The sequence below is a fragment of the Clostridium sp. D43t1_170807_H7 genome (genome assembly GCF_015555905.1).
In the GTDB taxonomy this organism is placed as follows: domain Bacteria; phylum Bacillota; class Clostridia; order Clostridiales; family Clostridiaceae; genus Clostridium.
This window is the reverse complement of sequence record NZ_JADNLK010000004.1, coordinates 37899-63866: the sequence shown is the minus strand read 5'-3', so window position 1 is coordinate 63866 and position 25968 is coordinate 37899. Positions and strand designations below refer to the sequence as shown.

Below are 25968 nucleotides of genomic sequence, written 5' to 3'. Positions count from 1 at the left end.
AGTATTATTGGGATTTACCTTTATAAATTTTGATTTTTTATTAAATATAATTTATATTTAATAGTATAAAGTAAAATAAGATGAGGTAAATTATGAGATACGAAGAAGCAATGAAATACATAACAGGTGTTGGAAATTTTGGATCGAATTATGGATTAGAAAGAACTTATAAATTATTAGAGTACCTAGGTAATCCAGAAAAGGATTTAAAGCTTATACATATTGCAGGTACAAATGGAAAAGGATCTACAACTTCAATGATAACAGAAATCTTAATGGGGGCAGGATATAAGGTTGGAATGTATACTTCTCCATTTATAGAAGAGTTTGAAGAAAGAATTCAAATTAATAGAAATAATATTCCAAAAGAAACCTTAGCAGTGTTAATGGATGAAGTTAAGGAGGCAGTAGATAAAGTAATAGAAGGTGGATATAATCATCCTACAGAATTTGAAATAATTACTGTTTTAATGCTTTTATACTTTAAAAGAGAAAATATAGACTTTGGAGTTATAGAAGTAGGATTAGGAGGAACACTAGATTCAACTAATGTTATTACACCAATACTTCAGGTCATAACATCTATAAGTTTTGATCATACTAATTTGTTAGGAAATACTATAGAAGAGATAGCAGGAGAAAAAGCGGGGATTATTAAGAAAAATATTCCTACAGTAATATATCCACAGGAAGAAGAAGCTTTAAAAGTAATTAAGAATAAATGTATTGAAATGGATTCAGAACTTTATATTGCACTTGATGATAAATTAGAGTTTGTAAATGTAGTAAATGAGGATAAGCCATATCAATTATTGAAATATAAAAAAGAATTTGATATACTACTTCCTTTACTAGGAGAACATCAAATAATTAATTTAAGTGTTGCAATGCAAGCTATTGAAGTTTTAAACAATAAAAAAATAGTAGATATATCTATTGAAAGCATTATAAAAAGTATAAAGAATGTTACTTGGAAAGGAAGATTAGAAGTTTTATCAAATAGTCCTTATATAGTTATTGATGGTGCTCATAATATACAAGGGATAAAAACGTTAAGCAAAAATATAAAGAAGTATTTTAAATATGAGAAGTTATATTTAATTTTAGGTATTTTAGCTGATAAAGATGTTGAGGAAATGGTTAAAATAATAACGCCTATGGCGAAACAAGTATATGCTGTTACTCCTAATTCAATAAGAGCTGAATTAGCAGAAGATTTAAAAAATGAAATAGTTAAATACAACAAAAATTGCAGATCATTTGATAAATATGAAGAAGCTTATTTAGAAGCACTAAAAAATGCCAAGGAAAATGATATTATATTGGCCAGTGGATCATTATATATGATTGGAGATATGAGGAAAATAATTAATAAATTTTTAACTAAGTAAAGAGTCACTGTATGTGGCTCTTTTATTTTGCTTGTTGCTGAAACCAAGAATAAATAAAACAAAAAAGTATACACTAAAATAAAATACTCGTAAATGATGATTAAATAAAAAAGAAAACAACCTAAATTTTTGAATTTATTGAAAAGCTAATCATTTACTATTATTAAAGAATATACTATACTAATAAATAACAAAATAAAGGAGGTAATGTTTATGTCAAAGCATTTACATATTATGGCGCCAGAAGGGGCTATAGCAGAAACAGTATTATTGCCAGGAGATCCATTAAGAGCTAAATTTATAGCAGAAAACTTTTTAGAAGATGCAGTTTGCTATAATGAAGTTAGAGGTATGTATGGATATACTGGAACGTATAAAGGAAAAAGAGTTTCTATACAAGGAACTGGAATGGGATTACCTTCACATTCAATTTATGTAAATGAGTTAATTCAATTCTATGGAGCTAAAAGACTTATAAGAATAGGTTCAGCAGGTTCTTGTAGTGATGATGTTAATGTTAGAGATATAGTTCTTGCTCAAAGTGCTTCTACTAATTCAGGAATTAATAAGAGAAGATTTAATGGTCTTGACTATGCACCAACTGCGAATTTTGATTTATTATATAACGCATATAATGTAGCAAAATCAAAGGGAGCTAATGTTAAGGTAGGAAATGTGTTATCAAGTGATTTATTCTATGATGATACAAATCATTTTTCATTAAAAACTTGGGCTGATTATGGAGTTTTAGCGGTAGAAATGGAAACTGCAGAATTATATACATTAGCAGCAAAAAATGATGTTGAAGCATTATCTATATTAACAATATCAGATCATATCTTCAAAGGAGAAGAAACATCACCAGAGGAAAGACAAAATACTTTCACAGATATGATGGAAATTGCATTAGAATTAATTAAATAGATAAAAAAATGACAAGCAAAAGCTTGTCATTTTTTTATAAACAATACTATTAATTATTATTGTTTTTATACTCTATTAGAGCTTTTGATAATTGATCCGGGCAAGAAGTTCCTTTTCCTCTGCAATCAATACCCTTTAATTTTTGAATTGCTTCATCAATATTCATGCCCTTTACAAGAAGTGAAATACCAAATAAATTACCAGGACATCCCCTTACGAATTCAACATTTTCAATAACGTTATCTTTAACTTCTACATGTATTTCTGTAGCACATACTCCAGATGTTTTATAAACAAACATTTGTACTCCTCCTAATTAATAAGTAATAATTTACTTATTAATTATATATTGAGTTTGTAGAAAAATAAAGAAAAATAAGAAATAATGTATTAGTATCCAACTTATTGAAAGCTGCATATATTAAAATACATAGAAGTTTTAAGGGGGTGTGTAGTTAATGAGCTCTATTGTTTTATGCAATACAGGTGCAGATTCACTTTCTAAAATTGATTTAGATACATTTGAGGTAAAAAAAATACTATTTAAGTTATCTGAAAAACCAGTTGGACCTCATGGAATAAGAAAATATGATAATGAAATTATAACTGCAAATAATTATAGTGACTCTATATCTATTTTTTCAGGAGATACTTTTGAAGAAGTAAGAAATATTAAGATTGGACCTAAACCCAATGATGTAGTTAAAGTGAGGGATAAAATTTATACAATTTGTGGTGAATCAAATGCTATAGTTGCTTATGATTTAAATCAGAATAGAGTGTTATGGGAGCTTAATACAGGTAATTGGCCTCATAGCATTGATTATTATGATAAGAAAAGATTATTATTTGTATCAAATTTAGAAGAAAATTGCACTAAAATTATAAACTTAAATGATTATCAAATTGTTAAAACCCTCTTAACTCCAGAATATCCTATAAAAGTAAAGATATCTAATGATAAAAAAAATATATATATATGTGAAAGTTATTTAGGTAGTGATGATAATGGTTACTTAGATATATTTTCTATAGAAACATTTGATAGAGTGGCAAGAATTGAAGTAGGTACATCACCTATTGATATGTATGAAGATAATAAAAATATTTATGTTTCAAATTTTACTGAAGGTAGTATAAGCGTAATAGATAAAAAAACATTTAAATTAGTTAAAACCATATATATAGGCGGAATGCCAAAGGGGATTTTGAAAAAGGATAATAAAATTTATATAGGTGATTATTTAAAGGGAAGATTGATTGTTGTTGAGGATGAGAAGATAAAAAAAATCATAGCAATCGAGTCAGAACCCAATGCCATGATTTTATTTTAGTTTTCATCAGAAAAAAGTACTTGAACTATTTTAGTATAAATATCTGAAGGGTTCTCTTTCCATCTATTGCAAAGTGACGTTGCTTGCTTTTTAGTTGGAACAGAAATTTTAAGATCTATAAGTAGTGTTTCATCCTCAAGAGCCTTTAAATTAACAATAAAAGAGTTGTTCTTTTCTATAGTGTAATCACTATGAATAGTTAATTCTTTTTTTATATTGTCTATTGTTTTGGAGATATAATTGTCGATTATATCTCTTTTTATTGGAGAAATTCTATCATTAAATATTGAAAGAACATTCTCTCCTTTAGTAGTTATAGTTATTAATTTCTTATCATTCTTTTCAATATATTCAACAAATTCAGCAGTCTCTAATTCACTAATATATTGTTGAAGAGTAAAGTAATTAATAAAATTATTTTCAAGAATTATTTCAGTAAGTTGTGTTTTAGAAATAGGTTGTCTTAAGGATTTTATAACGTATAATACTAAAAGTTTATTTTCTGCTAGTTCAGCTGAATTTTCGTACATATTAAACCTCCAATATGAAAGTGTCTATTTAATTATAACATAAAATTTGTTAGATGGAATATTGTAGTCATAATATTATAAATTAAGAATATAAATTAATAAAAATTAAGTTTAGGAGTAATATAATGAAAATCAGCAAAAAAATAAATATTGATATTTTTATAATGTTTATGGTAATTATTGTATCTATAATCTATAGTGGTAAAATTCAAAATACCATAGCTAGTGAAGCTAAGAAAGTTCCCATATATAGAGTTTCAACTCAAGAAAAGAAAGTAGCATTAACTTTTGATGTAAATTGGGCAGAAAATGAATACATATACGATATATTAGATGTATTAAATCAAAATAATGCAAAAGGTACTTTTTTTGTTATGGGGGGATGGATAAATTATTCTGATGAAAATAGAGAAAAGCTAATGAAAATAAATGAAGGTGGGCATGAAATAGGAAATCATAGCTATATTCATCCTAGTTTTACTAAGATTAGTCATGAAAGAATGGCTGATGAAATAAAGAAAACAGAAGATATTGTTTATGCTGCAACAGGTAGTGAAATTAAATTATTTAGATTTCCTAGTGGAGATTATAATGAAGATGCTTTAGAGTATGTTAGAAGTTTAGGGTATGAATGTATTCAGTGGGATGTTGATTCAATAGATTATAAAGAATCAGGTGCAGAAGTTGAATATAATAGAGTTATGAAAAATATTAAAGAAGGATCGATAGTTCTTTTTCATAATAATGCAAAATATACACCGCAAAATTTAAATAAAATTATTAGTCAATTAACTCAGGAAGGCTATGAATTCGTTACTGTAAGCGAGTTGATTTATGATGATAATTACTATATAGATGAAAAAGGTGAGCAAATAAAAAAATAAATATTAGAAAAATATTGAAAGTTATGAGGTTTTTGTATTATAATGGAAATAAATCCTTGATATTTTTATAACAGCAATAAGAATTTTTATTAATTACTAAGGGAGAGAGGGGTAAAGATGGACAATTTGATGTTAAATAACAAGATTTATCTTGAAGGAAAAATTGTAAGTGGTATGGAGTTTAGTCATGAGATGTATGGGGAAGGTTTTTATACTTTCCTAATGGAGGTAACAAGATTAAGTGATTCTGTAGATTTATTAAACATTACGGTATCTGAAAGACTTATTAGTAATATGGATTTATCTATAGGTAAAGAAATAGTAGTATTAGGTCAATTAAGATCTTATAATAAGTTTGTGGATGGAGCAAATAAGTTAATATTGACAGTTTTTGCTAGAAACATAGAACCATGCATAGAAAAGAGTAAAAATCCAAATGAAATATTCTTAGATGGTTATATATGTAAAGAACCAGTATACAGAAAAACACCATTTGGAAGAGAAATTGCAGATGTATTATTAGCGGTAAATAGAGCTTACAATAAGTCAGATTATATTCCAACAATTGCGTGGGGAAGAAATTCAAGATTCTGTCAAACGTTAGAAGTTGGTGATAATATTAGAGTATGGGGAAGACTACAAAGTAGAGAATATCAAAAAAAGATAAATGAAACTGAAGTAGTTAAAAAGGTCGCTTATGAAGTATCCATTTCTAAGATGGAAAAAGTATCTGCAGAAGAAACTTCACACAATACTAATACTAACCATGAAGAAGGTGCAGTATAGTAACTAACAACAAAAAAAGGACTCCCAATAGGGAGTCCTTTTATTTTCTTAAATCATCTAAGATTTGAGTCTTATCTTTTGTCTTATCATCAACGTTTTTAACTATTCTTGCAGGTGAACCAGCAACAACAACACCAGCAGGAACATCTTCAGTAACAACAGAACCAGCAGCAACAACAGCACCAGCTCCTATTTTTACACCTTCTAAGATAACAGCATTAGCACCTATCATAGCATCGTCTCCGATTTGGCAAGGTTCCTTGCTAGGTGGTTCTAAAACACCAGCAACAACAGCACCAGCTCCTAAGTGAACTCTTTTACCTAATTGTCCTCTAGCTCCAATTACAGCATTCATATCTACCATAGTACCTTCACCAATTTCAGCACCGATATTTATTACAGCACCCATCATGATTACAGCATTTTTACCGATAGAAACTCTATCTCTAATTATTGCACCTGGTTCAATTCTTGCGTCTATTGATAAAAGATCTAGCATTGGTATAGCAGAGTTTCTTCTATCATTTTCAACTCTGAAAGAATTTATTTTGTGCTTGTTTTCTAATATTATTTCAGTAATTACATCACTTTCTCCAAATAATATGTAAAAATTATTGTCTCCATAATGTTCAATATTATCTAGTGAAGCATCACTTAGGTCTCCATTAACATATACCTTTACTGGAGTTGTCTTTTTTGATTCTTTAATAAATCTTGCGATTTCATATGGATCAGTTAAATTATAATTCATAAAATCATCCTTTCTTCATTTGCCCCAATTTTTTTATTTAAGCATTTATATTATAATAGAATTATAAGGCATTTTAAAGAGACATTAGTAAAATTGTAGAAAAAAACTTTACTGAATATTACATTTACTATAAAATTACTTGAGAGTAAATTGAGATTTAATAACAAATTAAGGGGGCAATAAAGATGAACGAAAATTTAAATAGTGTTAAAATATCAGGAATTAGAAAATTTTATAATGAAGTACAAAAGGTAGATGGAGCAATTTCATTAACTCTAGGTCAACCAGATTTTAAGTTACCAGTGTCTATTGAGGAAGGTTTAATAAGTGCAATAAAGGAAAATAAAACTACATATACAAGTAATTTAGGTATAGTTGAATTAAGAGAAGAAATAAGTAAATATCTTTTAAATAAAGATATTAGTTATAGAGCTGATGAGATTTGTGTTACTGTTGGTGGTAGTGAAGCTTTATTTAATATCTTTACAGCATTATTAAATAAAGAGGATAAGGTTTTAATTCCAACACCAGCTTATCCAGCGTATGAAAGTATAGTTACAATATTGGGTGGATCTGTAGTAAATTATTCTTTAGATAATGAATTTAAAATTAATGTAGAAGATATAAAAAATAAAATAAAAGATATGAATATAAAGTATTTAGTGTTATCATTACCAAGTAATCCTACAGGAGCAATATTATCAAAAGAAGAGAAAAAACAGTTAGTAGAGCTAATTAAAGAAAATGATATAGTAGTTATTACAGACGAGATATATGAATCTTTATGTTATGATGAGTATTATAGTGTTGCTCAATGTAAGGAAATTAAGGATAAGATAATTTATGTAGGTGGATTTTCAAAGATGTTTTCAATGACTGGATTGAGAGTTGGATATTATGCATGTTGTGAAGAGTTAATGAATGAGATTATAAAGGTTCATCAGTATAATGTATCTTGTGCTCCATCTATTTGTCAGTGGGCTGTTTATAATGGATTAAAATATGGATTGCAGGATGTAAATCATATGAAGGAGGTCTTTAATAATAGAAAGGAGCTTGTTGTAAATAAACTTAAAGATATAGGATTAGATGTTGTTATTCCACAAGGTGCATTTTATGTATTTCCTTCAATAAAAAAATTTAATATTCCTTCTGAGGAGTTTGCTTTAAGATTATTACATGAAGAAAAAGTTGCTTGTGTACCAGGAACTGCATTTGGTACTGGTGGTGAAGGATATTTAAGAATATCATATTGTTATTCAGAAGATGAGTTAGTAGAAGCATTAAAAAGAATAGAAAAATTTATAGCAAAACTTTAAAAAATTTATTTGAAATATATATTATTACAATGTGATAATATATATTTCTTTTTTTACTATAAAATGTCCGTGGCTGATGATACAAAATTTTAAAAATGTTCGTTTGGAATATTAAGGATAAAATTATTTATTTAATAAATTGTTAAGTTAATTTGTAATTTATTAACTGGAAATAAATCATGCCTTAAAGAGGATTAAATGGCTAAAATAGTAAATGTAAACGTTAACTAATTTAAAAAAATTAATTAACATATTGAGAAAAATATATGTAATTAATTAATAAAATATTAAAAATATACAATTAATATTAACGATGTATTTTGACAAAAAAGCTAAATGTATTATAATTAATATAAATTTATTAACATTTAGCGTTAAAAAATGAGATGGGGGTTGTACACAAATGCTAAAGTATGTTGGAAAAAGAATTTTAACTAGTATAGTTACAATTTGGGCAGTTATTACAATTGTGTTCTTTCTTGTAAGAATAATGCCAGGAGGACCTTTTGAAGGAGAAAAAATTACTGCTGAGATGAAAGAAGTATTAAATGAAAAATATGGGCTAGATAAACCAGTAGGAGAACAATATGTTATTTACATGAAAGGTTTATTAAAAGGTGACTTTGGACAATCTATGAAATATAAAGGTAGACAAGTTATTGATACTATAAAAAATGGATTTCCAAAATCAGCACAAGTTGGAGCAGTAGCTATTGTAGCATCTGTAGTAGTTGGTATTTTATTAGGAGTAGTTGCAGCATTAAATGCAGATAAGTGGCCGGATAGGATATGTATGATAATAGCCACGTTGGGTATTACTATACCGAGTTTTGTAATAGGATCCTTATTAATATTCGTATTTACAGTAAAATTAGGTGTACTAGGAGCAACAGGTCTTAGCAAACCTTCAAACTATATAATGCCTGTAATAGCGTTATCAGGAAGTTCAATGGCATTTATAACAAGATTAACAAGAAATAAGTTAATTGATGTTTTAAAATCAGATTATATAAGAACAGCAAAAGCTAAAGGGTTAAGTGGTGGAAAGGTAATATTTAAACATGCACTAAGAAATTCATTAATTCCAGTTGTAACATATTTAGGACCTTTAACAGCAGGTGTACTTACAGGGTCATTCGTTGTTGAAAAAATATTTGCAATAGCTGGTCTTGGTAATGAATTTACATTAACAATAACAAATAGAGATTATACAGCTTTATTAGGAGTTCTAGCGTTCTACTGTACATTTATAGTAATTTGTAATTTAATAGTTGATTTAGTTTATGTATTAGTAGATCCAAGAATTAAACTAGAAGGATAAAAGGGGGAGAGTTAATTGAAAAACGTAGTTGTAGAAAATTTAGATTTGAATATAGATAGTGAATTGTTTTCTCCTTTAAGTTCAGAAGAGAAAAAATCTAATGAGATAGTAAGACCGAGTGTGGGATATTGGGCTAATGCATGGAGAAGATTAAAATCAAATAAAGTTGCATTATTTTCATTGGTTATGATAATTGTTATTATTGCTTTTGCAATATTAGGGCCTATTATAGTTGAAAAACTTTTTGGTTTTACATATAAATCTACAGATAAAACAGCATCAAATTTATGGCCAAATGCACAACACTGGTTTGGAACAGATAATTTAGGTAGAGATTTGTTTGTAAGAGTTATGTATGGAGCAAGATATTCGCTTATTATTGCATTTGCTGCATCTGTATTAAATCTTGTAATTGGAGTTTTATATGGAGGAATTGCAGGATTCCTAGGTGGAAAAGTAGATAATATAATGATGAGAATAGTAGATATATTATATTCTATTCCTACATTAATATATGTTGTTTTATTAATGAATGTATTAAAGACAGAAGGTTCAAGTGGAATGTTTGCTATTATAGTTGCAATGGCAATTTCATCTTGGGTTGGTATGGCTAGAATAGTTAGAGGAGATATACTTCAATTAAAGCAACAAGAATTCGTTTTAGCTGCAAAAACTTTAGGAGCTTCTAAAACAAGAATTTTATTAAGACATTTAATTCCTAATTGTTTAGGATCAATTATAGTAACAATGACATTATTTGTACCTTCAGCCATCTTTACTGAGGCATTCTTAAGTTATATTGGTTTAGGTTTAAATGCACCACTTGCATCACTAGGAACATTAGCAAATGATGCTAAAGGTTTATTAACAACACAACCTTATCAATTATTATTCCCAGCTGCTATGATTTGTTTAATCATTTTAGCATTTAACTTATTTGGTGATGGATTAACTGAAGCTTTAGATCCTAAGCATCAAAAATAGGAGGAGAAACAGATGAGTAAATTATTAGAAGTTAAAAATTTAAAAACATCATTTAAGACTCATATTGGAGATGTTCAATCTGTTAGAGGAGTATCCTTTCATTTAAATAAAGGAGAAGCTCTTGGAGTTGTTGGTGAATCTGGATGTGGTAAGTCAGTTACAATGATGACGATAATGAGATTATTAGGTGAGAATGCAAAAATAGAAGCAGAAACTATTACATTCGATAATAAAGATATAACTAAGCCTACTGAAAAATTAATGCAAACTATAAGAGGAAATGATATGTCAATGATTTTCCAAGATCCAATGACATCGTTGAATCCATTATTTACAGTAGGTGATCAATTAACAGAACACCTAATTAAACATAAAAAAATATCTAAGAAGGAAGCAAAAGAAAAAGCGATTAAAATGCTTGATATGGTTGGAATACCTAGTCCAGAAAAGAGATTAAAACAATATCCTCATGAATTTTCTGGTGGTATGAGACAAAGAGTTATGATTGCAATGAGTTTAATATGTGAACCTAAACTTATAATTGCAGATGAACCTACTACAGCATTAGATGTTACTATTCAAGCTCAAATTTTAGATTTAATGAAAGATTTAAAAGAAAAATTAGATACATCAATTATATTAATTACACATGATCTTGGAGTAGTTGCAGATTTATGTTCAAGAATTAATGTTATGTATGGTGGAGTTATTGTTGAAGAAGGTACAACAGAAGATATTTTTTATAGAGGAAAGCATCCATATACATGGGGATTATTAAGAAGCGTACCTAATCCTAAAAGTGAATTAAAAGAAAAATTAATTCCAATTGAGGGTCAACCACCAGATTTATTAAAACCACCAGTTGGATGTCCATTTACAGCAAGATGTGATTATGCTATGAGAATATGTAAAGAAAAACAACCACCATTATTTGAAATAGCAGAAGGTCATAGAGCCGCATGTTGGCTATGTCATAAAAATGCACCAAAAGTTGAATCACCAATAAAGGGGGAAGAATAATGGAAAATAAAAATGACGTTATTTTAGAGGTTAAAAACCTTTGTAAATACTTCCCTGCAAACAAAGGATTATTTTCTAAGAAGAGCTTTGTTAAAGCAGTAGATAATGTTTCATTCTCTATTAAGAGGGGAGAAACTTTAGGGTTAGTAGGGGAATCAGGTTGTGGTAAAACTACTACTGGAAGAACTATATTAAAGTTATATGAACCAACATCAGGTCAAATAATTTTTAATGGACAAGATATTACAGGATTAAGTGAAAAGAAAATGGTATCTTTAAGAAAAAGTATGCAAATGATTTTTCAAGATCCATATGCATCTCTTAATCCAAGAATGACCGTTGGAGATATTATTGGTGAAGCAATTGATATTCATGGTCTTTTCAAAGGAAAAGAAAGAGAAGAGAGAATAAGATATTTATTAGATAAAGTTGGACTAAATGGAAGTCACATCAATAGATATGCTCATGAATTCTCAGGTGGACAAAGACAAAGAATTGGTATTGCAAGAGCACTTGCAGTTCAACCAGATTTTATAGTATGTGATGAACCAATTTCAGCTTTAGATGTATCTATTCAAGCTCAAGTAATAAATATGCTTGAAGAGTTACAAGAAGAATTTGGATTAACATATTTATTTATTGCTCATGACCTTTCTATGGTTAAGCATATATCAACTCATATAGGAGTTATGTATTTAGGGCAAATGATTGAAAAAGGACCAGCCGATGATGTATATACGAAACCTAAACATCCGTATACTAAAGCGTTATTATCTGCAGTTCCAATACCAGATCCAAAGATAGCAAAATCTAATAAGAGAATAGTTTTAGAAGGTGATATTCCATCGCCTATAGATCCACCACCAGGATGTAGATTCAAAGGTAGATGTAAAGAAGCAATGAAGATTTGTGGTGAAGTTAATCCAGAGCTTAAAGAAGTTGAACCAGGACATTTTGTTGCATGTCACTTATATAAATAGTTAACTTAATCTGACTAATAATAGTCAGATTAAGGAATATGTTTTAGTTACTTACGTTAAAAATATAAAAACACAAGAATCTTTAGAAATTTGTTATTTAAATTAAGATTTAAAAGTTAAGTTATTAATTGCATTAAGCAATTTAAATAAATAAAAAAACTAGGGGGAAAATTGAAATGAAAAGTTCAAAATTAAAGAAGTTATGTGCAGTTGTTTTAGCTGCAACATTAGCTACTTCTTTATTTATTGGTTGTGGTGATAAATCAACTAGTGGTGGAAGTAGTTCAGTATCAAATCAAGATTTAGTATTTAATTTAGGGGAAGATCCAGAAACAATGGATCCAACATTAAACAATTCTTCAGGGGCAGGAACAATGATTTTAAATGCTTTTGAAGGTTTAATGGTACTTGATGAAAATGATCAACCAGTAGAAGGTGCTGCTGAAAGTTATGAAGTTTCAGAAGATGGATTAGTTTACACTTTCAAATTAAGACAAGATGGTAAATGGTCAGATGGAGAAGCGGTAGTAGCTGATAACTTTAAGTATTCTTGGTTAAGAGCATTAAATAAAGAAACTGCAGCTGAATATGCTTATCAGTTATTCTACATTAAGAATGCAGAAAAGTTCTATAATGGTGAAGCTTCAGCTGAAGAAGTTGGAATTAAAGTAATTGATGATTATACATTAGAAGTAACTTTAGAAACTCCAACATCATATTTCTTACAATTATGTGCATTTACAACTTATGTTCCTTTAAGAGAAGATATAGTATCTGCTAATCCAGAAGGATGGGCTACTAAGCCAGAAACTTATATTTCTAATGGGGCATTCAAATTAGTTGAATGGGATATGAAAGATCAATTAGTTTTCGAAAAAAATGAAAACTACTGGGATAAAGATAGTGTTAAATTAGATACTTTAACTTTTAAATTAGTTTCAGATGATACTACTGCATATTCAGAATTAAAAGCAGGAAACTTTGATATGGTTAATTCTGTACCAACAAATGAAATTGAACCAGGTATAGAAGAAGGATTAGTTCATGTTAATTCTAAATTAGGAACATATTACTTTGCAATTAATGTTGGAAAACAAGATACATTAAACGAAGATGTTAAAAAAGCATTAAGTAATAAGTTAGTTAGACAAGCATTAAATCTTGCTATTGATAGACAAGAAATAATTGATAATGTTGGTAAGGCAGAACAAGTTCCTGCATACAGTTTTGTTCCACAAGGTATTATTGATGAAAATGGTAATGAATTTGCTTCAAAAGAATATTATGATCCATCAGATATGGAAGGTAATAAAGAAAAAGCTAAAGAGTTATTAAAGGAAGCTGGATACGAAAATGGTAAAGGTCTTCCAACAATTGAATTAATGTATAACTCTGAAGGTGCACATAAAGATATTTGTCAAATTATCCAACAAAACTGGGAAGAAATTGGTGTTAATGTTGAATTAACTAACCAAGAATGGGCTGTATTCTTAAATACTAGACAACAAGGTGATTATCAAATTGCTAGACATGGTTGGATTGGTGACTATGTTGATCCAATGACATTCTTAGATTTATGGGTTACTGATGGTGGAAATAATGACTGTGGATTCAGCAATGCTGAATATGATGAGTTAATTGCTGCTGCTAAAGTTGAAACTGATTCTGATAAGAGACTTGAAATGTTAAGACAAGCTGAAGATATATTAATGGATGAAATGCCAGTATTACCAATCTATTACTATACTACAGTAACAGCTGCAAATAAAAATGTTAAAGGTGTTCAAATTTCTACATTAGGAAAAATATCTTTCAAACATGCATATAAAGAATAATTAATAAAAGAGAGTCAAATTTGACTCTCTTTTATTAATTTCCAGCAGGGTTATAGTGTTCACTAGAAACACCTTGTCTTTTTATTGATTTATGCTTAGCGTTTGGATTATGATTATGACCTTCTTCAGTTATTGGAGTTTGATAATTGCACTTTTCCATTCGAGCTTGTTTATTATCTGGTTGACTATCTTTTGGCATTATATAAATCCTCCTAACATATAAAAATGTACAATTTTAGTATGTACTTTTTATATAGATTTATTCTTAATATTCTCAGCAAAAAAGAGAGCATTTAAGCTCTCTTTCTATTTATAGTCCTAATACGTCATCCATATTATAAAGTCCAGCATCTTTAACTGTAGCCATATATTCACATGCTTTTAATGCACCAATTGCAAAGACATCTCTTGATATTGCTTTATGTGATAATTCAATAACTTCACCAGTTCCAGCAAAAATAACATCATGATCACCAACAATAGAACCGCCTCTAACAGCATGAATACCTATTTCATTTTTATCTCTCTTTTTATGTCCATCTCTACCGTGAACATAATAAGTTTCTTCAGAAATAGCATCTTTTATTGTATCTGCTAGAAGAAGTGCAGTACCGCTTGGAGAATCTAACTTTTGATTATGATGCTTTTCTATTATCTCTATATCATAATTTCCATATAATAATGGAGTTACTTTTCTTAAAAGTGAATTAATTAAATTTATACCTAAAGACATATTAGCAGATTTAAATAATGGTAATGTTTTACTCTTTTCGTTAATTAAATCTAAATCTTCTTGTGAATAACCAGTAGAACAGATAACTAGTGGTTTTTTTGTCCTTTCTGTTAATTCTAAAAGTTTGTGTAATGTACTTACATTAGAAAAATCTAAAAGTACATCATATTCTATATTTACATCATCAGGTGTAGTGAATACTGGATAATTTAATTCTCTAGGAAATTTATCTATACCAGCTATAACTTCTAAATTAGGAAATTCACTAACTAAATTTGAAATAACAGTTCCCATTTTTCCACAGCAACCGCTTAATAGTATTTTAACCATATGATAAACTCCTTTTAAACTAAATTGTATTTCTTTAGTACATTTACTAAAGTTTCTTTGTTTTTATCGTTCATTTTATAAAGTGGTAATCTTAATTCACCAACATTCATTCCCATAACGTTCATAGCAGTTTTAACTGGAATAGGGTTAGTTTCTATAAATAAATCATTCATTAACTCTAAATAATCTAGTTGCAATTTAGTTGCTTTAAAACAATCTCCCTTTAAATATAAATCACACATATCATGAACTGTTTTAGGAATTATATTAGCAGCAACAGATATAACTCCAATACCACCTAAAGATAAAATAGGAATTATTTGATCATCATTTCCAGAATAAATATCTATTTTATCTCCACATAAAGCTTTCATTTTAGCAATTTGACTCATATCACCACTAGCTTCTTTAATAGCAACAACATTATTAAGTTCTGTTAATTTTAACAACGTTTGTGGAGTAATATTCATATTAGTTCTACTTGGAACATTATATAAAATTATAGGAGTTTTAACAGCGTCATTTATAGCTTTAAAATGCATTATTAAACCTTCTGCATTTGTTTTATTGTAATATGGTGTAATAACTAAAATTCCATCTACACCAACACTTTCAGCATAAAGACTCATTTCAATAGATGTTTTTGTATTATTACCGCCAGTTCCTGCAATTACAGGTATTCTCTTATTTACAACATCTACAGTAAATTTAATGGCATCTTTTTTTTCTTGCTCAGTCATTGTAGTAGCTTCACCTGTAGTACCACAAATAACAATAGCATCTGTAAATTCTTTTATATGCCATTCAAGCAATTCTCTCAATTTTTCATAATCTATACCATTTTCATTAAAAGGTGTAATTATAGCTACACCAGAGCCTTTGAATATTGACATTTTATCCTCCTAAAGCCATTCATTTTTTATTAAAACTTCTGCAATTTGTACAGCGTTTAAAGCTGCTCCTTTTCTTATGTTATCAGCAACAACCCATAAATTTAAACCATTATCTAAGCTGAAATCACGTCTTATTCTTCCAACATATACATCATCTTTTCCAGAAACATCTAATGCAGTTGGGTATTTTAACTCATTTACATTATCATAAACTGTTAATCCTTCTGTTCTTTCAAATAATTTAAATATATCTTCTAATTCAAATGGGTTGTTTAATTCAACATTAATACTTTCACTATGACTATTTAATACTGGTACTCTTACAGTAGTAGCAGTGATTTTAAGATCACTTGAGTGAAGTATCTTTTTAGTTTCTTCAATCATTTTCATTTCTTCTTTTGTATAACCATTTTCTAGAAATACATCTATGTGAGGAAGGCAATTCCCAGCTATTGGGTAAGGGAACTTTTTAGGAGCTAAACCTTTTAATCCATCCTCTAAATCTTTAATACCTTGCATTCCAGCTCCTGAAACTGCTTGGTATGTTGAATATACAATTCTTTTTATTCCATAATTATCTAATAAAGCCTTTAATGGTACCATTGCTTGAATTGTAGAACAATTTGGATTAGCAATAATTCCATTATGACCTTTTAAGTCTTCTGGATTTACTTCAGGAACTACTAAAGGAACATCTTTATTCATTCTCCATGCACTTGAATTATCTATTACTACAGCTCCATAAGATGAGAATATTGGAGCAAATTTTAAGCTTGTATCTCCACCTGCAGAAAATAATGCAATATCTATCTTTTTATTTTTTATAGTATCTTCACATGTTTCCTCAACTAAATATTCTTGCCCCTTGAATTTTAAATAAGAACCTGCAGATCTTTTTGAAGCAAAAAGATAAAGATTCTTTATTGGAAAGTTTCTTTCTTCTAAAATTTCTAAAAATTTTCTACCTACATTACCTGTACTACCAACTATTGCTACATTATACATATTGGTTCCCCCTTTTTTATTCTTTAAATAAATAGATTTTATAAATTTAATTATTATAGAATGTTCTGTTTTATAATATGATGTGAATATATTTAAATTTCTAATTAAATTTGTATGTATAGTTTAATGTTTAATTTAAATATAATGTTAAAAAAACCTTGAGTTATCACTCAAGGTATATATACATCAAAATATATAAAGAATCCTTAAATGATAGCTCACCACATAAATTATGTGACAGAAATATACATATTATGTATACCCCCAGTTATATAGCCGTAAAGCTTAAGCTATATACTTCGGCGATAAATCCTTTCTTATTATTTTAACACGCTTTAATCCATAATAATACTAATAAGTATCGCACCTCTATCTATTTATAAATCTATATGGTTATGATTATACTCTGTATGTATCAAACTTTCAAGGAATATTTATAAAAATAATATTATATACTTGATTTTATTATATGAATAGTGGTGAAAAGTGTAACAAAGTATTTTTGGTATAAATATAAAAATATAGGAGAAAATATTTATATAAACTCAATAGGGGGAATTTTTATGAGTAAAACACCATTAAAAAAAATAATAAAATCAAAAATAAAGACTAATAAGGAACTTACACCTGAAGAGAAAATGCGTGAAAAGATTAAATATGAAATTGCAGAGGAGTTAGGATTAAGTGATAAGGTAGACACATATGGATGGGGAGGATTAACAGCAGAAGAAACAGGTCGAATAGGAGGGATAATGACTAAACGTAAAAAAGAGTTAAAGTTACCGACTAACGACCAAATTTTAGGAAGAAAATAATAGATTGACTTAATATTCTATTACATAGTATTATAAAACTTAGAAATTTATTTCAGTATAGGAAGAACTACATTAATTTAGATTTTTTCGATTTTAAAAATAAAATAGGATAGGGGGAATATAATGGCGTATGGTGAATTCGCAAAAATATATGATGAGTTAATAAATGAAGATATTAACTATGATGAAATGGTAGAGCGTATTTTAGAAATTTGTAACTCATATAATGTAGAATTAAATGATTATTTAGATATTGCTTGTGGGACTGGAAATGTAACTATAAGAGTAGCTAAGCATTTTAAAAATATCTATGGAGTTGATTTATCAGAAGATATGTTAAGAGAAGCCTTTGATAAATTTAAAGAAGCAAGAATAAAAGGAAAAATAATTTGCCAAGATATGACAGAGCTTTCTCTTAATAAGGAATTTGATTTAATAACATCTGTATTGGATTCTACCAATTATATAACAGATTTAAATGGTCTTAAAAACTATTTTAAAGGAGTACATACTCATTTAAAATCAAATGGATTATTTATATTTGATGTTAATTCATATTATAAATTATCTGAAATATTAGGTAATAATATCTATACATATAGTGAGGAAGAAGTTTTTTATACTTGGGAAAATGTTTTTGAAGATAATTTACTATCTATGTTCTTAACATTTTTTGTTAAGAAAGGGGAGCTCTATGAAAGATTTGAAGAAGAACATCTTGAAAGAGCTTATACTGAAGAAGAGTTAGAAAAGGAATTGGAAAATGCAAACCTAGAAGTTCTAGCTAAGTTTGATGGATATACTAAAAATTATGTACAAGCAAATACTGAAAGAATAGTATATGTAATAAAGAAAAAGTAATAGTTGGAGGAAAATATGAGCGATAAGATTATTAGAGCGGTTGCAAAAAATGGAATGGTAAGAATAATAGCTGGGATTACAACAGATTTAGTTGAGGATGCTAGAGTAATACATGAATGTACTCCAGTTGCATCAGCAGCACTTGGAAGAATGTTAACAGCTGGAGCTCTTTTAGGAGCTACTTTAAAATCATCAAATGAAGTAATGACTTTAAGAATTAATGGTGGTGGAGATGCCAATGGAGTAGTTGTTACTGCATATGAAGGAGCTAAAGTTAAAGGATATATCGGAAATCCATATGGAGATATGCCTTTAAATTCAAAAGGCAAATTAGATGTTGGTGGATACATCGGTAAAAATGGTAATTTAATGGTTATAAAGGATTTAGGAATGAAGGACCCTTATGTAGGTCAAGTGCCAATACATTCAGGAGAAATAGCAGAAGATTTAGCTTATTATTTTACTGTATCTGAACAAACTCCATCAGCAGTATCATTAGGTGTTTTAGTTGATAAAGATTATTCAATTAAAGTCGCTGGAGGATTTATAATTCAAATGTTACCAGATGCTGATGAGTTCTTAGCAGATATAATAACTTATAGACTAGAGGAAATTCCATCTTTAACAACTATGTTAGATGAGGGAAAAAGCATGGATGATATATTAGATTATATCTTTGGTGATATGGACTTAAAAATATTAGAGGAAATTAAACCTGAATTTACTTGTAATTGTTCAAGAGAAAAAGTTGAAAAAGCTTTAATTTCTATAGGTGAAAAAGATTTAAGAGAAATATATGAAGACGGTAAAAATGAAGAGTTAAAATGTCACTTCTGTAATAAGACATATGTATTTACTCCTGAGGAAATTGGTAAATTATTAGCGAATTCAAATAAATCTAAATAAAATATAAAAAGAAAGTAGGCTATCTGTAAAAGTTAGTCTACTTTTTTTGAGTTAGTTAATACTTAAATAAAAAAATATAAATACTAATCAACAATTACTTAATAGATACGTATGATATAAGGGGTTAAAAAACAAGTAAGCTTCCTCTATCTATTAGTTTTGTATTATTAAGATATATTGGTTTAACATCGTATTTATATAAAAAGTTTTTTACTTCATTGCCAAAAATATAATTATCTAGTGAGCCAAAAAAAGCCATGGAATTATCTGAAATCATACCTCCAACACCACCGATAAATCCATAATTAAAACCACTTAACTCTATATCTCCGAAGGGTAATAGTAAAACATCAAAGCTTTCATTTTTTAACGTATTATATATCCCTTTATCGTTAGTTATAATTGCTTTTTCTTGTACCGGTAATATAGAGCATTTAGTATAACCCTGCTTTACATGTATAGTTTTTTTATTTTTACAGTAATCCAAAATTTTTTTATCAGTAAACTTTAAATTATGTATCAAGTAATTATCAGTAATATATGCATTAAGTGATATATTGTTAGGATATTTAGAGGATAGAGTACTATCACTTTCTATAAAATTTATATTTTTTGCTTTTAGAAGTTCTTTAAAGGATAAATTAATATTTTTATTAATAATTATAGCCTTGGTATGCTTATTAAGTATATTTAGCTGAATATCTGTATGTCCATTTATTGCTTCATAAAGATTATTATCCTTTGGAATTTTTATTATGTCATAATTTAATTTTCTTAGTGAATTTATTTCATTTTCACTAGTTCTATAGTCAATAAAACATATCATTAATCTTCTCCTCCTTTAAATATATTTCTTATAACATATAAAATATTCATAAAAAAATCAACATTTTATTAATAAGTGTACAGACAGGTAAGTATATAGAAAAAAAATTAATACATACTAATATTAAGAAAGGAGTGAAATCCATGCTTGTGATAAGATTAGTGCATAATAATGACTTGGACTTAGTAAAGGAATTACAAGAGCTTAGAGAGTTATTAAAGAAGAAAAATATTATTATTGGTCTTGTAGAGAGTGGTGAGGGTGATTCACATTTAATAAAAATTATGTGCGAAAAAGATTGTTATAATGAAAAAGTTAAAAGAATGATATATTTATATATAAGCAATATTTTATACAATATAGTAATTGAAAAATATAGGAAAAAGGAACTTTTTAATTTTTTAACTGAAACTTATTTCTTTTTAAAGCAAGATGAAATAATAGAAGTAGAAGATATGATTATGAAAGTTCTAAGAAGTGAAGAAAATCTAAAAGATGAAAAAATGATATATTGTATAAGTAAAATAAATTCTATAATAGAAAAAATAAAAACTTGCTTGGAAGAAAATGAAGAAATAAACATAAGGGGCTTTATAACTTTTAGGATGAAAGAGCTTAGAGAAGATATAGAGGATATCATTGATAAAGTTGTAGAAGAATATATGGTTGAAAAAGAGTATAAAGAATTTGTAAAGTTATTAAAATATTTTGTTGATATTCAGGAAAGCAAAATAGAAAAAATCAATATTTATATTCATGAAGGTGGAGGATATGTATTAAAAGATGGTTATGGGAATGATGTTTTTGGTGACTTTATGAAGGAGTTATCAGAGTGTAGAATAGATACTGAAGCTAAGGTAGAAGATATAATAATAAGTGGATTGATAACTAATGCACCAAGGCAAATAATAATACATCGCAAAGAAAATTGCATAAATACAGAGTTTATCGAAACTATAGTTAATGTCTTTGGTGATAGAGTATTTTACTGTGCAGGTTGTGCAAATTGTATGCAATCAAAAATTAAAGTTTAAATAATATAATGAATTTGAAAAAACTAGGGTTGTTATGATTTATAAACAACCCTTTTATAATTTAATGTTCTATATTAAAATTTTGTGTATTTTAATATGGAATATCTATGAAAATTAATGCAAAGATGGTAAAATACATGGTGAACTTCATTATAATAAAAAAATGAGAAAAAGAACAAAATAATATGAGAGTTATTGTAATTAGGAGGTGATGCAATGAATTGGAACTTTAAAAGAAACTTTAAACTTAGGGGAGTTCAAATTTTAGCATTAGGATTCTTATTGTTAATATTAGTAGGAGCATTAATATTAACCTTACCTATATCTACAACTAGTGGAGAAAGTACTAACTTCTTAGATGCGTTGTTTACTGCTACATCAGCCGTTTGTGTTACGGGATTAATAGTAGTAGATACAGGTACATATTGGAATGCGTTTGGACAAACGGTTATAATGATATTAATAGAAATTGGTGGATTAGGATTTATGTCTTTTACAACATTAATTGCTATTATTTTAGGAAAAAAGATTACTTTAAGAGAGAGATTAATATTACAGGATGCTATGAATACTTTTAATATACAAGGGCTAGTAAAGATGGTTAAGTATGTATTAGTATTTACAGTATCTGTACAATTTTTTGGTGCATTATTATTTTCTACACAATTCGTTCCTGAGTATGGATTAGGGAAAGGGGCATTTTATAGTATATTTCACTCTATATCTGCTTTTTGTAATGCAGGATTTGATATTTTCGGTAATTTTAGCAGCTTAACATCTTATAACTCTAATGCTGTTGTAATAATGGTGGCATCAGCATTAATTATAATTGGTGGCTTGGGATTTACTGTATGGAGTGAAGTATATAGTAGTAAAAGTTTAAAAAAGGTTTCCCTTCATTCAAAAATGGTAATATTAATGACTATAGTGTTAGTCTTAGGTGGAACTTTATTAATGTTTTTATTTGAGAATAATAATGTTAATACTATAGGTAATATGTCTTTTGTTGATAAAATTATGAATTCATTTTTTGCATCAGTTACACCAAGAACAGCTGGATTTAATAGTATTCCTACAGATGGGATGACTACAGCGGGACAGTTTTTAACTATAATTCTCATGTTTATTGGTGGATCACCAGGCTCAACTGCTGGTGGAATAAAGACCACGACTATAGGAATTTTGATTGTAACTATAGTATGTGTAATAAAAGGAAGAGAAGATGCTGAGGTATTTAAAAGAAGATTTAGTAAGGACTTAGTGTATAAAGCATTTACATTAATATTTATTGGAGTGAGTTTAGTAATAGTTGTTACTATGTTACTATCTTATACAGAAAAGGGAGCAAGTTTTATATCATTATTTTACGAAACAGTATCAGCTTTTGGAACTGCAGGATTAACTTTAGGTTTGACTTCTGAATTAAGTAGTATAGGAAAAGTGTTAATAATTTTTATGATGTATTTAGGTAGAGTTGGTCCATTAACTGTAGTATTATCTATAACAAGAAAAAAAATAAATTCAGGTATTAAATACCCAGAAGGAAAAATATTGATAGGTTAGGGGAAGAAACATGGCAAATAATAAACAGTTTGTAGTTATTGGATTAGGTAGATTTGGAGAGTCAGTTGCTAAAACTTTATATTCTTTAGGACATGATGTTTTGGCAATTGACATGGATGAAGATTCTGTACAAGAAATTGCAGATTCTGTAACACATGCAGTCCAAATGGATGCAACTGATGAAAGTGCATTAAAAACTTTAGGATTAAGAAATTTTGATGTTGCAGTAGTTACTATTGGTTCTAATATACAAGCAAGTGTAATGATAACTTTATTAGTTAAAGAATTAGGTGTTAAGTATATAATTGCAAAAGGTCAAAGTGATTTACATGCAAAGGTATTATATAAGATAGGTGCAGATAGGGTTGTATTACCTGAAAAGGATATGGGTGTAAGAGTAGCACACAATCTAGTTTCAGCTAGTATATTAGATTTTATTGAATTATCTCCTGATTATAGTATTATGGAGTTAAGAGTGCTTAATGAATGGAATGGAAAGACATTAAAAGAGCTTAAATTAAGAAGTAGTTACGGAATTAATGTTATGGCAATAAAAAGAGGTGAGGATATAGATATTTCTCCAAAAGCTGAAGATAGATTATCAGAAGATGATATTATAGTAGCTATTGGTTCTGCTGATGATTTAAGTAATTTAGAAGATATTTTAATTAGAAAAAAATAAGAGGTGAAAATTTGATAGTCATTGAAAGTAAAGACAACACATTATTTAAATATACAAAGAAGTTAAAGGAAAGAAAGCATAGAACAAAAGAAAATAAGTATATTATAGAAGGATTTAGATTAGTTCAAGAAGCTTTTAAGGCAAAGTGTAATATAGAGTATATAATAGTAAATGAAAGTGGAAAAGAGAAACTAGAAGATTATTTAAGTGAATACATGGATAATATTAAGATGTATGAAATGAAGAATGAGCTATTTTCTCAATTATCTTCAACAGAAAATACTCAAGGTATAGTTGCTGTAGCTAATATAAATAATTCAATAAGTGATATAAATGGAGACTTTTATTTATTATGTGATAAGGTTCAAGACCCTGGAAATTTAGGGACTATTATTAGAACTGCTCATGCAGCAGGAGTAAATGCAATTATTTTAACAAAGGGCACAGTTGATATATATAATGATAAAACAATTAGATCAACAATGGGTTCTATATTCTATATACCAATTATCTATGATAATGATTTAAGTTTATTAAAAAAGTTAAAAGATGAAGGTTTTAGTTTAGTAGCTACATCTTTAGAAGAGTCAAAAAATTTCTTTGAGGAAGATTTAAGTGGAAAGGTTATATTATCTGTTGGAAATGAAGGAAATGGTATAAGCCAAGAGATTTTTGAACTTTCAGACAAAAAAGTGAAAATTCCTATGCCAGGCGGAGCAGAATCATTAAATGTAGGGGTTGCAACTTCTATAATATTATTCGAGAAAGTAAGACAAAGTTTATTATAAAATAAATTTTAAATAAGGTATTGAAAAAAATATTGGTTGTTTGTATAATAAGTTGTAAATAAATATTGAAAGACAGTGAATGAGAAAGTAGATATAATAGAGTATACAGGGAGAAAAGACCTTAGACTGTAAGTCTTTTTATATAAAGTTATATTGAAGTTCCCTCAGGAGTCCTAACTGTGAAATTATAGTAGTAGTTAGCGGTTAAAACCGTTATTTAATTAAGATGGGTATTTTATTATTAATATAATACCAATTAGGGTGGTAACGCGGATATTCCGTCCCTTTATGGGGCTGAATATCCTTTTTTTATACCAAATTTCAGAAAGATACTTAAATGTTAATTAATGATTGGAAAATATTATTACATTATGCTTTGTGTATCAGTAATATCAAATGAAATAGGCCCATTAAAATTAAGAATTAATAAGAAGGGAGAACAAAAATGCAAGAAAAATTATTAGCAATTAAAGAAGCTGCTTTTAATGAAATAGCTGCTGCAGAAAACAGCGGAGCATTAGAAGAAATAAGAGTAAAATACCTTGGAAAAAAAGGTGAACTTACTACAATATTAAGAGGAATGGGATCATTAACTCCAGAAGAAAGACCGGTAGTTGGTAAGCTAGTTAATGAAGCAAAAAGCGAAGTTGAAGAAAAACTAGAGGAAGCTGTTAAAAAGATAAAGGAAAGAGAAAAAAATGCTAAACTTGCAAGTGAAGTTATTGATATATCTCTTCCGGGGAAAAGAAATGTTATTGGTAAGAGACATCCTTTAGATTTAACACTAGAAAGCATGAAAGAGATATTTATTTCAATGGGATTCACAGTAGAAGATGGTCCTGATGTTGAGTTAGATCATTATAATTTTGAAGCTTTAAATATACCTAAGGATCATCCAGCAAGAAGTGAGCAAGATACTTTCTATATAAATGATAATATAGTTTTAAGAACTCAAACTTCTCCAATTCAAATTAGAACAATGGAAAATCAAGAACCTCCAATAAAGATGATATCTCCAGGTAAGGTTTATAGATCAGATGCTGTAGATGCTACACATTCACCAATATTCTATCAAATGGAAGGATTAGTAATTGACAAGGGAGTTACTTTTGCAGATTTAAAAGGAACATTAGAGTTATTTGCTAAAAAAATGTTTGGGGATAAGGTTGTAACTAAGTTTAGACCACACCACTTCCCATTTACTGAACCTTCAGCTGAAATGGATGCAACTTGCTTCGTTTGTGAAGGAAAAGGTTGTAGAGTATGTAAAGGAAGCGGTTGGATTGAAATATTAGGATGTGGAATGGTTCATCCGAATGTTTTAAGAAATTGTGGAATTGATCCAGAAGTTTATAGCGGATTTGCCTTTGGATTTGGTGTAGATAGAATGGTTATGCTTAAGTATGGTATTGATGATATAAGAGCATTATACGAAAGCGATATGAGATTTTTAAATCAATTTTAATTAGGAGG

At 28.2% G+C, this 25968-nt stretch carries 27 protein-coding genes, 1 riboswitch and 1 other annotated feature; of the genes, 19 read left to right on the top strand and 8 right to left on the bottom strand.

Features of this window, described 5'->3' with window-relative positions:
* Positions 1 to 92: 92 nt before the first annotated feature.
* Both I2E98_RS03740 and deoD read left to right on the top strand, forming a co-directional pair.
* Entirely contained in the window at positions 93 to 1391 is a 1299-nt protein-coding gene (locus I2E98_RS03740) for a folylpolyglutamate synthase/dihydrofolate synthase family protein (RefSeq protein WP_195467627.1), read from the top strand.
* A gap of 213 nt (positions 1392 to 1604) precedes the next feature.
* A complete protein-coding gene (deoD, locus tag I2E98_RS03735) occupies positions 1605 to 2315 on the top strand; it encodes a purine-nucleoside phosphorylase (RefSeq protein ID WP_195467626.1) in 711 nt (236 codons plus the stop codon).
* Positions 2316 to 2364: 49 nt separating this feature from the next.
* Here deoD and I2E98_RS03730 read toward each other — a convergent pair whose 3' ends face one another.
* Entirely contained in the window at positions 2365 to 2616 is a 252-nt protein-coding gene (locus tag I2E98_RS03730; RefSeq protein ID WP_195467625.1) for a TIGR03905 family TSCPD domain-containing protein, read from the bottom strand.
* Between the two features lie 157 nt (positions 2617 to 2773).
* On the opposite strand from I2E98_RS03730, the gene I2E98_RS03725 reads away from it, so the two are divergent.
* Positions 2774 to 3649 (top strand): YncE family protein, encoded by an 876-nt coding sequence (locus tag I2E98_RS03725; protein ID WP_195467624.1) that lies wholly within the window; start codon positions 2774 to 2776, stop codon positions 3647 to 3649.
* On the opposite strand, the gene I2E98_RS03720 is transcribed toward I2E98_RS03725, so the two are convergent.
* Positions 3646 to 4179, bottom strand: coding sequence for a DUF4364 family protein (locus tag I2E98_RS03720; protein ID WP_195467623.1), 534 nt, complete (start codon positions 4177 to 4179; stop codon positions 3646 to 3648). The genes I2E98_RS03725 and I2E98_RS03720 overlap by 4 nt on opposite strands.
* 125 nt (positions 4180 to 4304) lie before the next feature.
* Here I2E98_RS03720 and I2E98_RS03715 point away from each other — a divergent pair, with 125 nt between their 5' ends.
* A complete protein-coding gene (locus tag I2E98_RS03715; protein WP_195467622.1) occupies positions 4305 to 5063 on the top strand; it encodes a polysaccharide deacetylase family protein in 759 nt (252 codons plus the stop codon).
* 117 nt (positions 5064 to 5180) lie between these two features.
* Positions 5181 to 5849 (top strand): single-stranded DNA-binding protein, encoded by a 669-nt coding sequence (locus I2E98_RS03710; protein ID WP_195467621.1) that lies wholly within the window; start codon positions 5181 to 5183, stop codon positions 5847 to 5849.
* A 40-nt stretch (positions 5850 to 5889) separates the two neighbouring features.
* On the opposite strand, the gene dapD is transcribed toward I2E98_RS03710, so the two are convergent.
* Positions 5890 to 6600, bottom strand: a complete 711-nt coding sequence (gene dapD / locus I2E98_RS03705) for a 2,3,4,5-tetrahydropyridine-2,6-dicarboxylate N-acetyltransferase (protein WP_195467620.1) — start codon at positions 6598 to 6600, stop codon at positions 5890 to 5892.
* 185 nt (positions 6601 to 6785) lie between these two features.
* Here dapD and I2E98_RS03700 point away from each other — a divergent pair, with 185 nt between their 5' ends.
* From I2E98_RS03700 to I2E98_RS03675, 6 genes are all read left to right on the top strand, one after another.
* Positions 6786 to 7919 carry an aminotransferase class I/II-fold pyridoxal phosphate-dependent enzyme gene (locus tag I2E98_RS03700; RefSeq protein ID WP_195467619.1) on the top strand — a complete coding sequence of 378 codons (1134 nt, stop codon included), beginning with the start codon at positions 6786 to 6788 and terminating at the stop codon, positions 7917 to 7919.
* Between the two features lie 403 nt (positions 7920 to 8322).
* Positions 8323 to 9240 carry an ABC transporter permease gene (locus I2E98_RS03695; protein WP_195467618.1) on the top strand — a complete coding sequence of 306 codons (918 nt, stop codon included), beginning with the start codon at positions 8323 to 8325 and terminating at the stop codon, positions 9238 to 9240.
* Positions 9241 to 9255: 15 nt separating this feature from the next.
* Positions 9256 to 10224 carry an ABC transporter permease gene (locus I2E98_RS03690; RefSeq protein ID WP_195467617.1) on the top strand — a complete coding sequence of 323 codons (969 nt, stop codon included), beginning with the start codon at positions 9256 to 9258 and terminating at the stop codon, positions 10222 to 10224.
* A 12-nt stretch (positions 10225 to 10236) separates the two neighbouring features.
* Entirely contained in the window at positions 10237 to 11244 is a 1008-nt protein-coding gene (locus I2E98_RS03685; protein ID WP_195467616.1) for an ABC transporter ATP-binding protein, read from the top strand.
* Entirely contained in the window at positions 11244 to 12224 is a 981-nt protein-coding gene (locus tag I2E98_RS03680; RefSeq protein ID WP_195467615.1) for a dipeptide ABC transporter ATP-binding protein, read from the top strand. Before I2E98_RS03685 ends, I2E98_RS03680 begins: the two co-directional genes overlap by 1 nt.
* A 176-nt stretch (positions 12225 to 12400) precedes the next feature.
* Positions 12401 to 14059: a peptide ABC transporter substrate-binding protein gene (locus I2E98_RS03675; RefSeq protein ID WP_195467614.1), complete on the top strand. Its 1659-nt coding sequence runs from the start codon at positions 12401 to 12403 to the stop codon at positions 14057 to 14059.
* Positions 14060 to 14093: 34 nt separating this feature from the next.
* Here I2E98_RS03675 and I2E98_RS03670 read toward each other — a convergent pair whose 3' ends face one another.
* The 4 genes from I2E98_RS03670 to I2E98_RS03655 all read right to left on the bottom strand — a co-directional run bounded on the left by I2E98_RS03670 (position 14094) and on the right by I2E98_RS03655 (position 17020).
* Positions 14094 to 14258, bottom strand: a complete 165-nt coding sequence (locus tag I2E98_RS03670; protein ID WP_195467613.1) for a hypothetical protein — start codon at positions 14256 to 14258, stop codon at positions 14094 to 14096.
* A 111-nt stretch (positions 14259 to 14369) separates the two neighbouring features.
* Complete coding sequence (dapB, locus tag I2E98_RS03665; RefSeq protein WP_195467612.1) at positions 14370 to 15122, bottom strand: 4-hydroxy-tetrahydrodipicolinate reductase; 753 nt, start codon at positions 15120 to 15122, stop codon at positions 14370 to 14372.
* 14 nt (positions 15123 to 15136) lie between these two features.
* Positions 15137 to 16015, bottom strand: coding sequence for a 4-hydroxy-tetrahydrodipicolinate synthase (gene dapA, locus I2E98_RS03660; RefSeq protein WP_195467611.1), 879 nt, complete (start codon positions 16013 to 16015; stop codon positions 15137 to 15139).
* 9 nt (positions 16016 to 16024) lie between these two features.
* Complete coding sequence (locus I2E98_RS03655; RefSeq protein WP_195467610.1) at positions 16025 to 17020, bottom strand: aspartate-semialdehyde dehydrogenase; 996 nt, start codon at positions 17018 to 17020, stop codon at positions 16025 to 16027.
* A 206-nt stretch (positions 17021 to 17226) separates the two neighbouring features.
* Positions 17227 to 17400, bottom strand: a riboswitch (Lysine riboswitch).
* A 183-nt stretch (positions 17401 to 17583) separates the two neighbouring features.
* Between I2E98_RS03655 and I2E98_RS03650 the strand changes: the two genes are divergently transcribed.
* From I2E98_RS03650 to hslO, 3 genes are all read left to right on the top strand, one after another.
* Positions 17584 to 17835: a small, acid-soluble spore protein, alpha/beta type gene (locus I2E98_RS03650; protein ID WP_148322988.1), complete on the top strand. Its 252-nt coding sequence runs from the start codon at positions 17584 to 17586 to the stop codon at positions 17833 to 17835.
* A 123-nt stretch (positions 17836 to 17958) separates the two neighbouring features.
* Positions 17959 to 18696, top strand: coding sequence for a class I SAM-dependent methyltransferase (locus I2E98_RS03645; RefSeq protein ID WP_195467609.1), 738 nt, complete (start codon positions 17959 to 17961; stop codon positions 18694 to 18696).
* A gap of 15 nt (positions 18697 to 18711) precedes the next feature.
* On the top strand, positions 18712 to 19602 hold the full coding sequence (gene hslO / locus I2E98_RS03640) for an Hsp33 family molecular chaperone HslO (RefSeq protein WP_195467608.1): 891 nt from the start codon (positions 18712 to 18714) through the stop codon (positions 19600 to 19602).
* A gap of 124 nt (positions 19603 to 19726) precedes the next feature.
* Here hslO and I2E98_RS03635 read toward each other — a convergent pair whose 3' ends face one another.
* Entirely contained in the window at positions 19727 to 20428 is a 702-nt protein-coding gene (locus I2E98_RS03635) for a DUF6873 family GME fold protein (RefSeq protein ID WP_195467607.1), read from the bottom strand.
* A 143-nt stretch (positions 20429 to 20571) separates the two neighbouring features.
* Between I2E98_RS03635 and ytxC the strand changes: the two genes are divergently transcribed.
* The 5 genes from ytxC (at position 20572) to pheS (ending at position 25960) form a co-directional block, all read left to right on the top strand.
* Positions 20572 to 21462 (top strand): putative sporulation protein YtxC, encoded by an 891-nt coding sequence (gene ytxC, locus I2E98_RS03630; RefSeq protein WP_195467606.1) that lies wholly within the window; start codon positions 20572 to 20574, stop codon positions 21460 to 21462.
* Positions 21463 to 21678: 216 nt separating this feature from the next.
* Positions 21679 to 23025 (top strand): TrkH family potassium uptake protein, encoded by a 1347-nt coding sequence (locus I2E98_RS03625; RefSeq protein ID WP_195467605.1) that lies wholly within the window; start codon positions 21679 to 21681, stop codon positions 23023 to 23025.
* A gap of 10 nt (positions 23026 to 23035) precedes the next feature.
* Positions 23036 to 23707: a TrkA family potassium uptake protein gene (locus tag I2E98_RS03620; RefSeq protein ID WP_195467604.1), complete on the top strand. Its 672-nt coding sequence runs from the start codon at positions 23036 to 23038 to the stop codon at positions 23705 to 23707.
* 11 nt (positions 23708 to 23718) lie between these two features.
* Entirely contained in the window at positions 23719 to 24495 is a 777-nt protein-coding gene (locus I2E98_RS03615; RefSeq protein WP_195467603.1) for an RNA methyltransferase, read from the top strand.
* A 66-nt stretch (positions 24496 to 24561) separates the two neighbouring features.
* Positions 24562 to 24784, top strand: a binding site (T-box leader).
* Between the two features lie 156 nt (positions 24785 to 24940).
* Positions 24941 to 25960: a phenylalanine--tRNA ligase subunit alpha gene (pheS, locus tag I2E98_RS03610; RefSeq protein ID WP_195467602.1), complete on the top strand. Its 1020-nt coding sequence runs from the start codon at positions 24941 to 24943 to the stop codon at positions 25958 to 25960.
* The last annotated feature ends 8 nt before the right edge of the window (positions 25961 to 25968 follow it).

Coding starts and splice junctions, on each gene's coding strand:
- I2E98_RS03740 (WP_195467627.1), top strand. CDS start 93: ATGAGATACGAAGAAGCAATGAAATACATAACAGGTGTTGGAAATTTT.
- deoD (WP_195467626.1), top strand. CDS start 1,605: ATGTCAAAGCATTTACATATTATGGCGCCAGAAGGGGCTATAGCAGAA.
- I2E98_RS03730 (WP_195467625.1), bottom strand. CDS start 2,616: ATGTTTGTTTATAAAACATCTGGAGTATGTGCTACAGAAATACATGTA.
- I2E98_RS03725 (WP_195467624.1), top strand. CDS start 2,774: ATGAGCTCTATTGTTTTATGCAATACAGGTGCAGATTCACTTTCTAAA.
- I2E98_RS03720 (WP_195467623.1), bottom strand. CDS start 4,179: ATGTACGAAAATTCAGCTGAACTAGCAGAAAATAAACTTTTAGTATTA.
- I2E98_RS03715 (WP_195467622.1), top strand. CDS start 4,305: ATGAAAATCAGCAAAAAAATAAATATTGATATTTTTATAATGTTTATG.
- I2E98_RS03710 (WP_195467621.1), top strand. CDS start 5,181: ATGGACAATTTGATGTTAAATAACAAGATTTATCTTGAAGGAAAAATT.
- dapD (WP_195467620.1), bottom strand. CDS start 6,600: ATGAATTATAATTTAACTGATCCATATGAAATCGCAAGATTTATTAAA.
- I2E98_RS03700 (WP_195467619.1), top strand. CDS start 6,786: ATGAACGAAAATTTAAATAGTGTTAAAATATCAGGAATTAGAAAATTT.
- I2E98_RS03695 (WP_195467618.1), top strand. CDS start 8,323: ATGCTAAAGTATGTTGGAAAAAGAATTTTAACTAGTATAGTTACAATT.
- I2E98_RS03685 (WP_195467616.1), top strand. CDS start 10,237: ATGAGTAAATTATTAGAAGTTAAAAATTTAAAAACATCATTTAAGACT.
- I2E98_RS03680 (WP_195467615.1), top strand. CDS start 11,244: ATGGAAAATAAAAATGACGTTATTTTAGAGGTTAAAAACCTTTGTAAA.
- I2E98_RS03675 (WP_195467614.1), top strand. CDS start 12,401: ATGAAAAGTTCAAAATTAAAGAAGTTATGTGCAGTTGTTTTAGCTGCA.
- I2E98_RS03670 (WP_195467613.1), bottom strand. CDS start 14,258: ATGCCAAAAGATAGTCAACCAGATAATAAACAAGCTCGAATGGAAAAG.
- dapB (WP_195467612.1), bottom strand. CDS start 15,122: ATGGTTAAAATACTATTAAGCGGTTGCTGTGGAAAAATGGGAACTGTT.
- dapA (WP_195467611.1), bottom strand. CDS start 16,015: ATGTCAATATTCAAAGGCTCTGGTGTAGCTATAATTACACCTTTTAAT.
- I2E98_RS03655 (WP_195467610.1), bottom strand. CDS start 17,020: ATGTATAATGTAGCAATAGTTGGTAGTACAGGTAATGTAGGTAGAAAA.
- I2E98_RS03650 (WP_148322988.1), top strand. CDS start 17,584: ATGAGTAAAACACCATTAAAAAAAATAATAAAATCAAAAATAAAGACT.
- I2E98_RS03645 (WP_195467609.1), top strand. CDS start 17,959: ATGGCGTATGGTGAATTCGCAAAAATATATGATGAGTTAATAAATGAA.
- hslO (WP_195467608.1), top strand. CDS start 18,712: ATGAGCGATAAGATTATTAGAGCGGTTGCAAAAAATGGAATGGTAAGA.
- I2E98_RS03635 (WP_195467607.1), bottom strand. CDS start 20,428: ATGATATGTTTTATTGACTATAGAACTAGTGAAAATGAAATAAATTCA.
- ytxC (WP_195467606.1), top strand. CDS start 20,572: ATGCTTGTGATAAGATTAGTGCATAATAATGACTTGGACTTAGTAAAG.
- I2E98_RS03625 (WP_195467605.1), top strand. CDS start 21,679: ATGAATTGGAACTTTAAAAGAAACTTTAAACTTAGGGGAGTTCAAATT.
- I2E98_RS03620 (WP_195467604.1), top strand. CDS start 23,036: ATGGCAAATAATAAACAGTTTGTAGTTATTGGATTAGGTAGATTTGGA.
- pheS (WP_195467602.1), top strand. CDS start 24,941: ATGCAAGAAAAATTATTAGCAATTAAAGAAGCTGCTTTTAATGAAATA.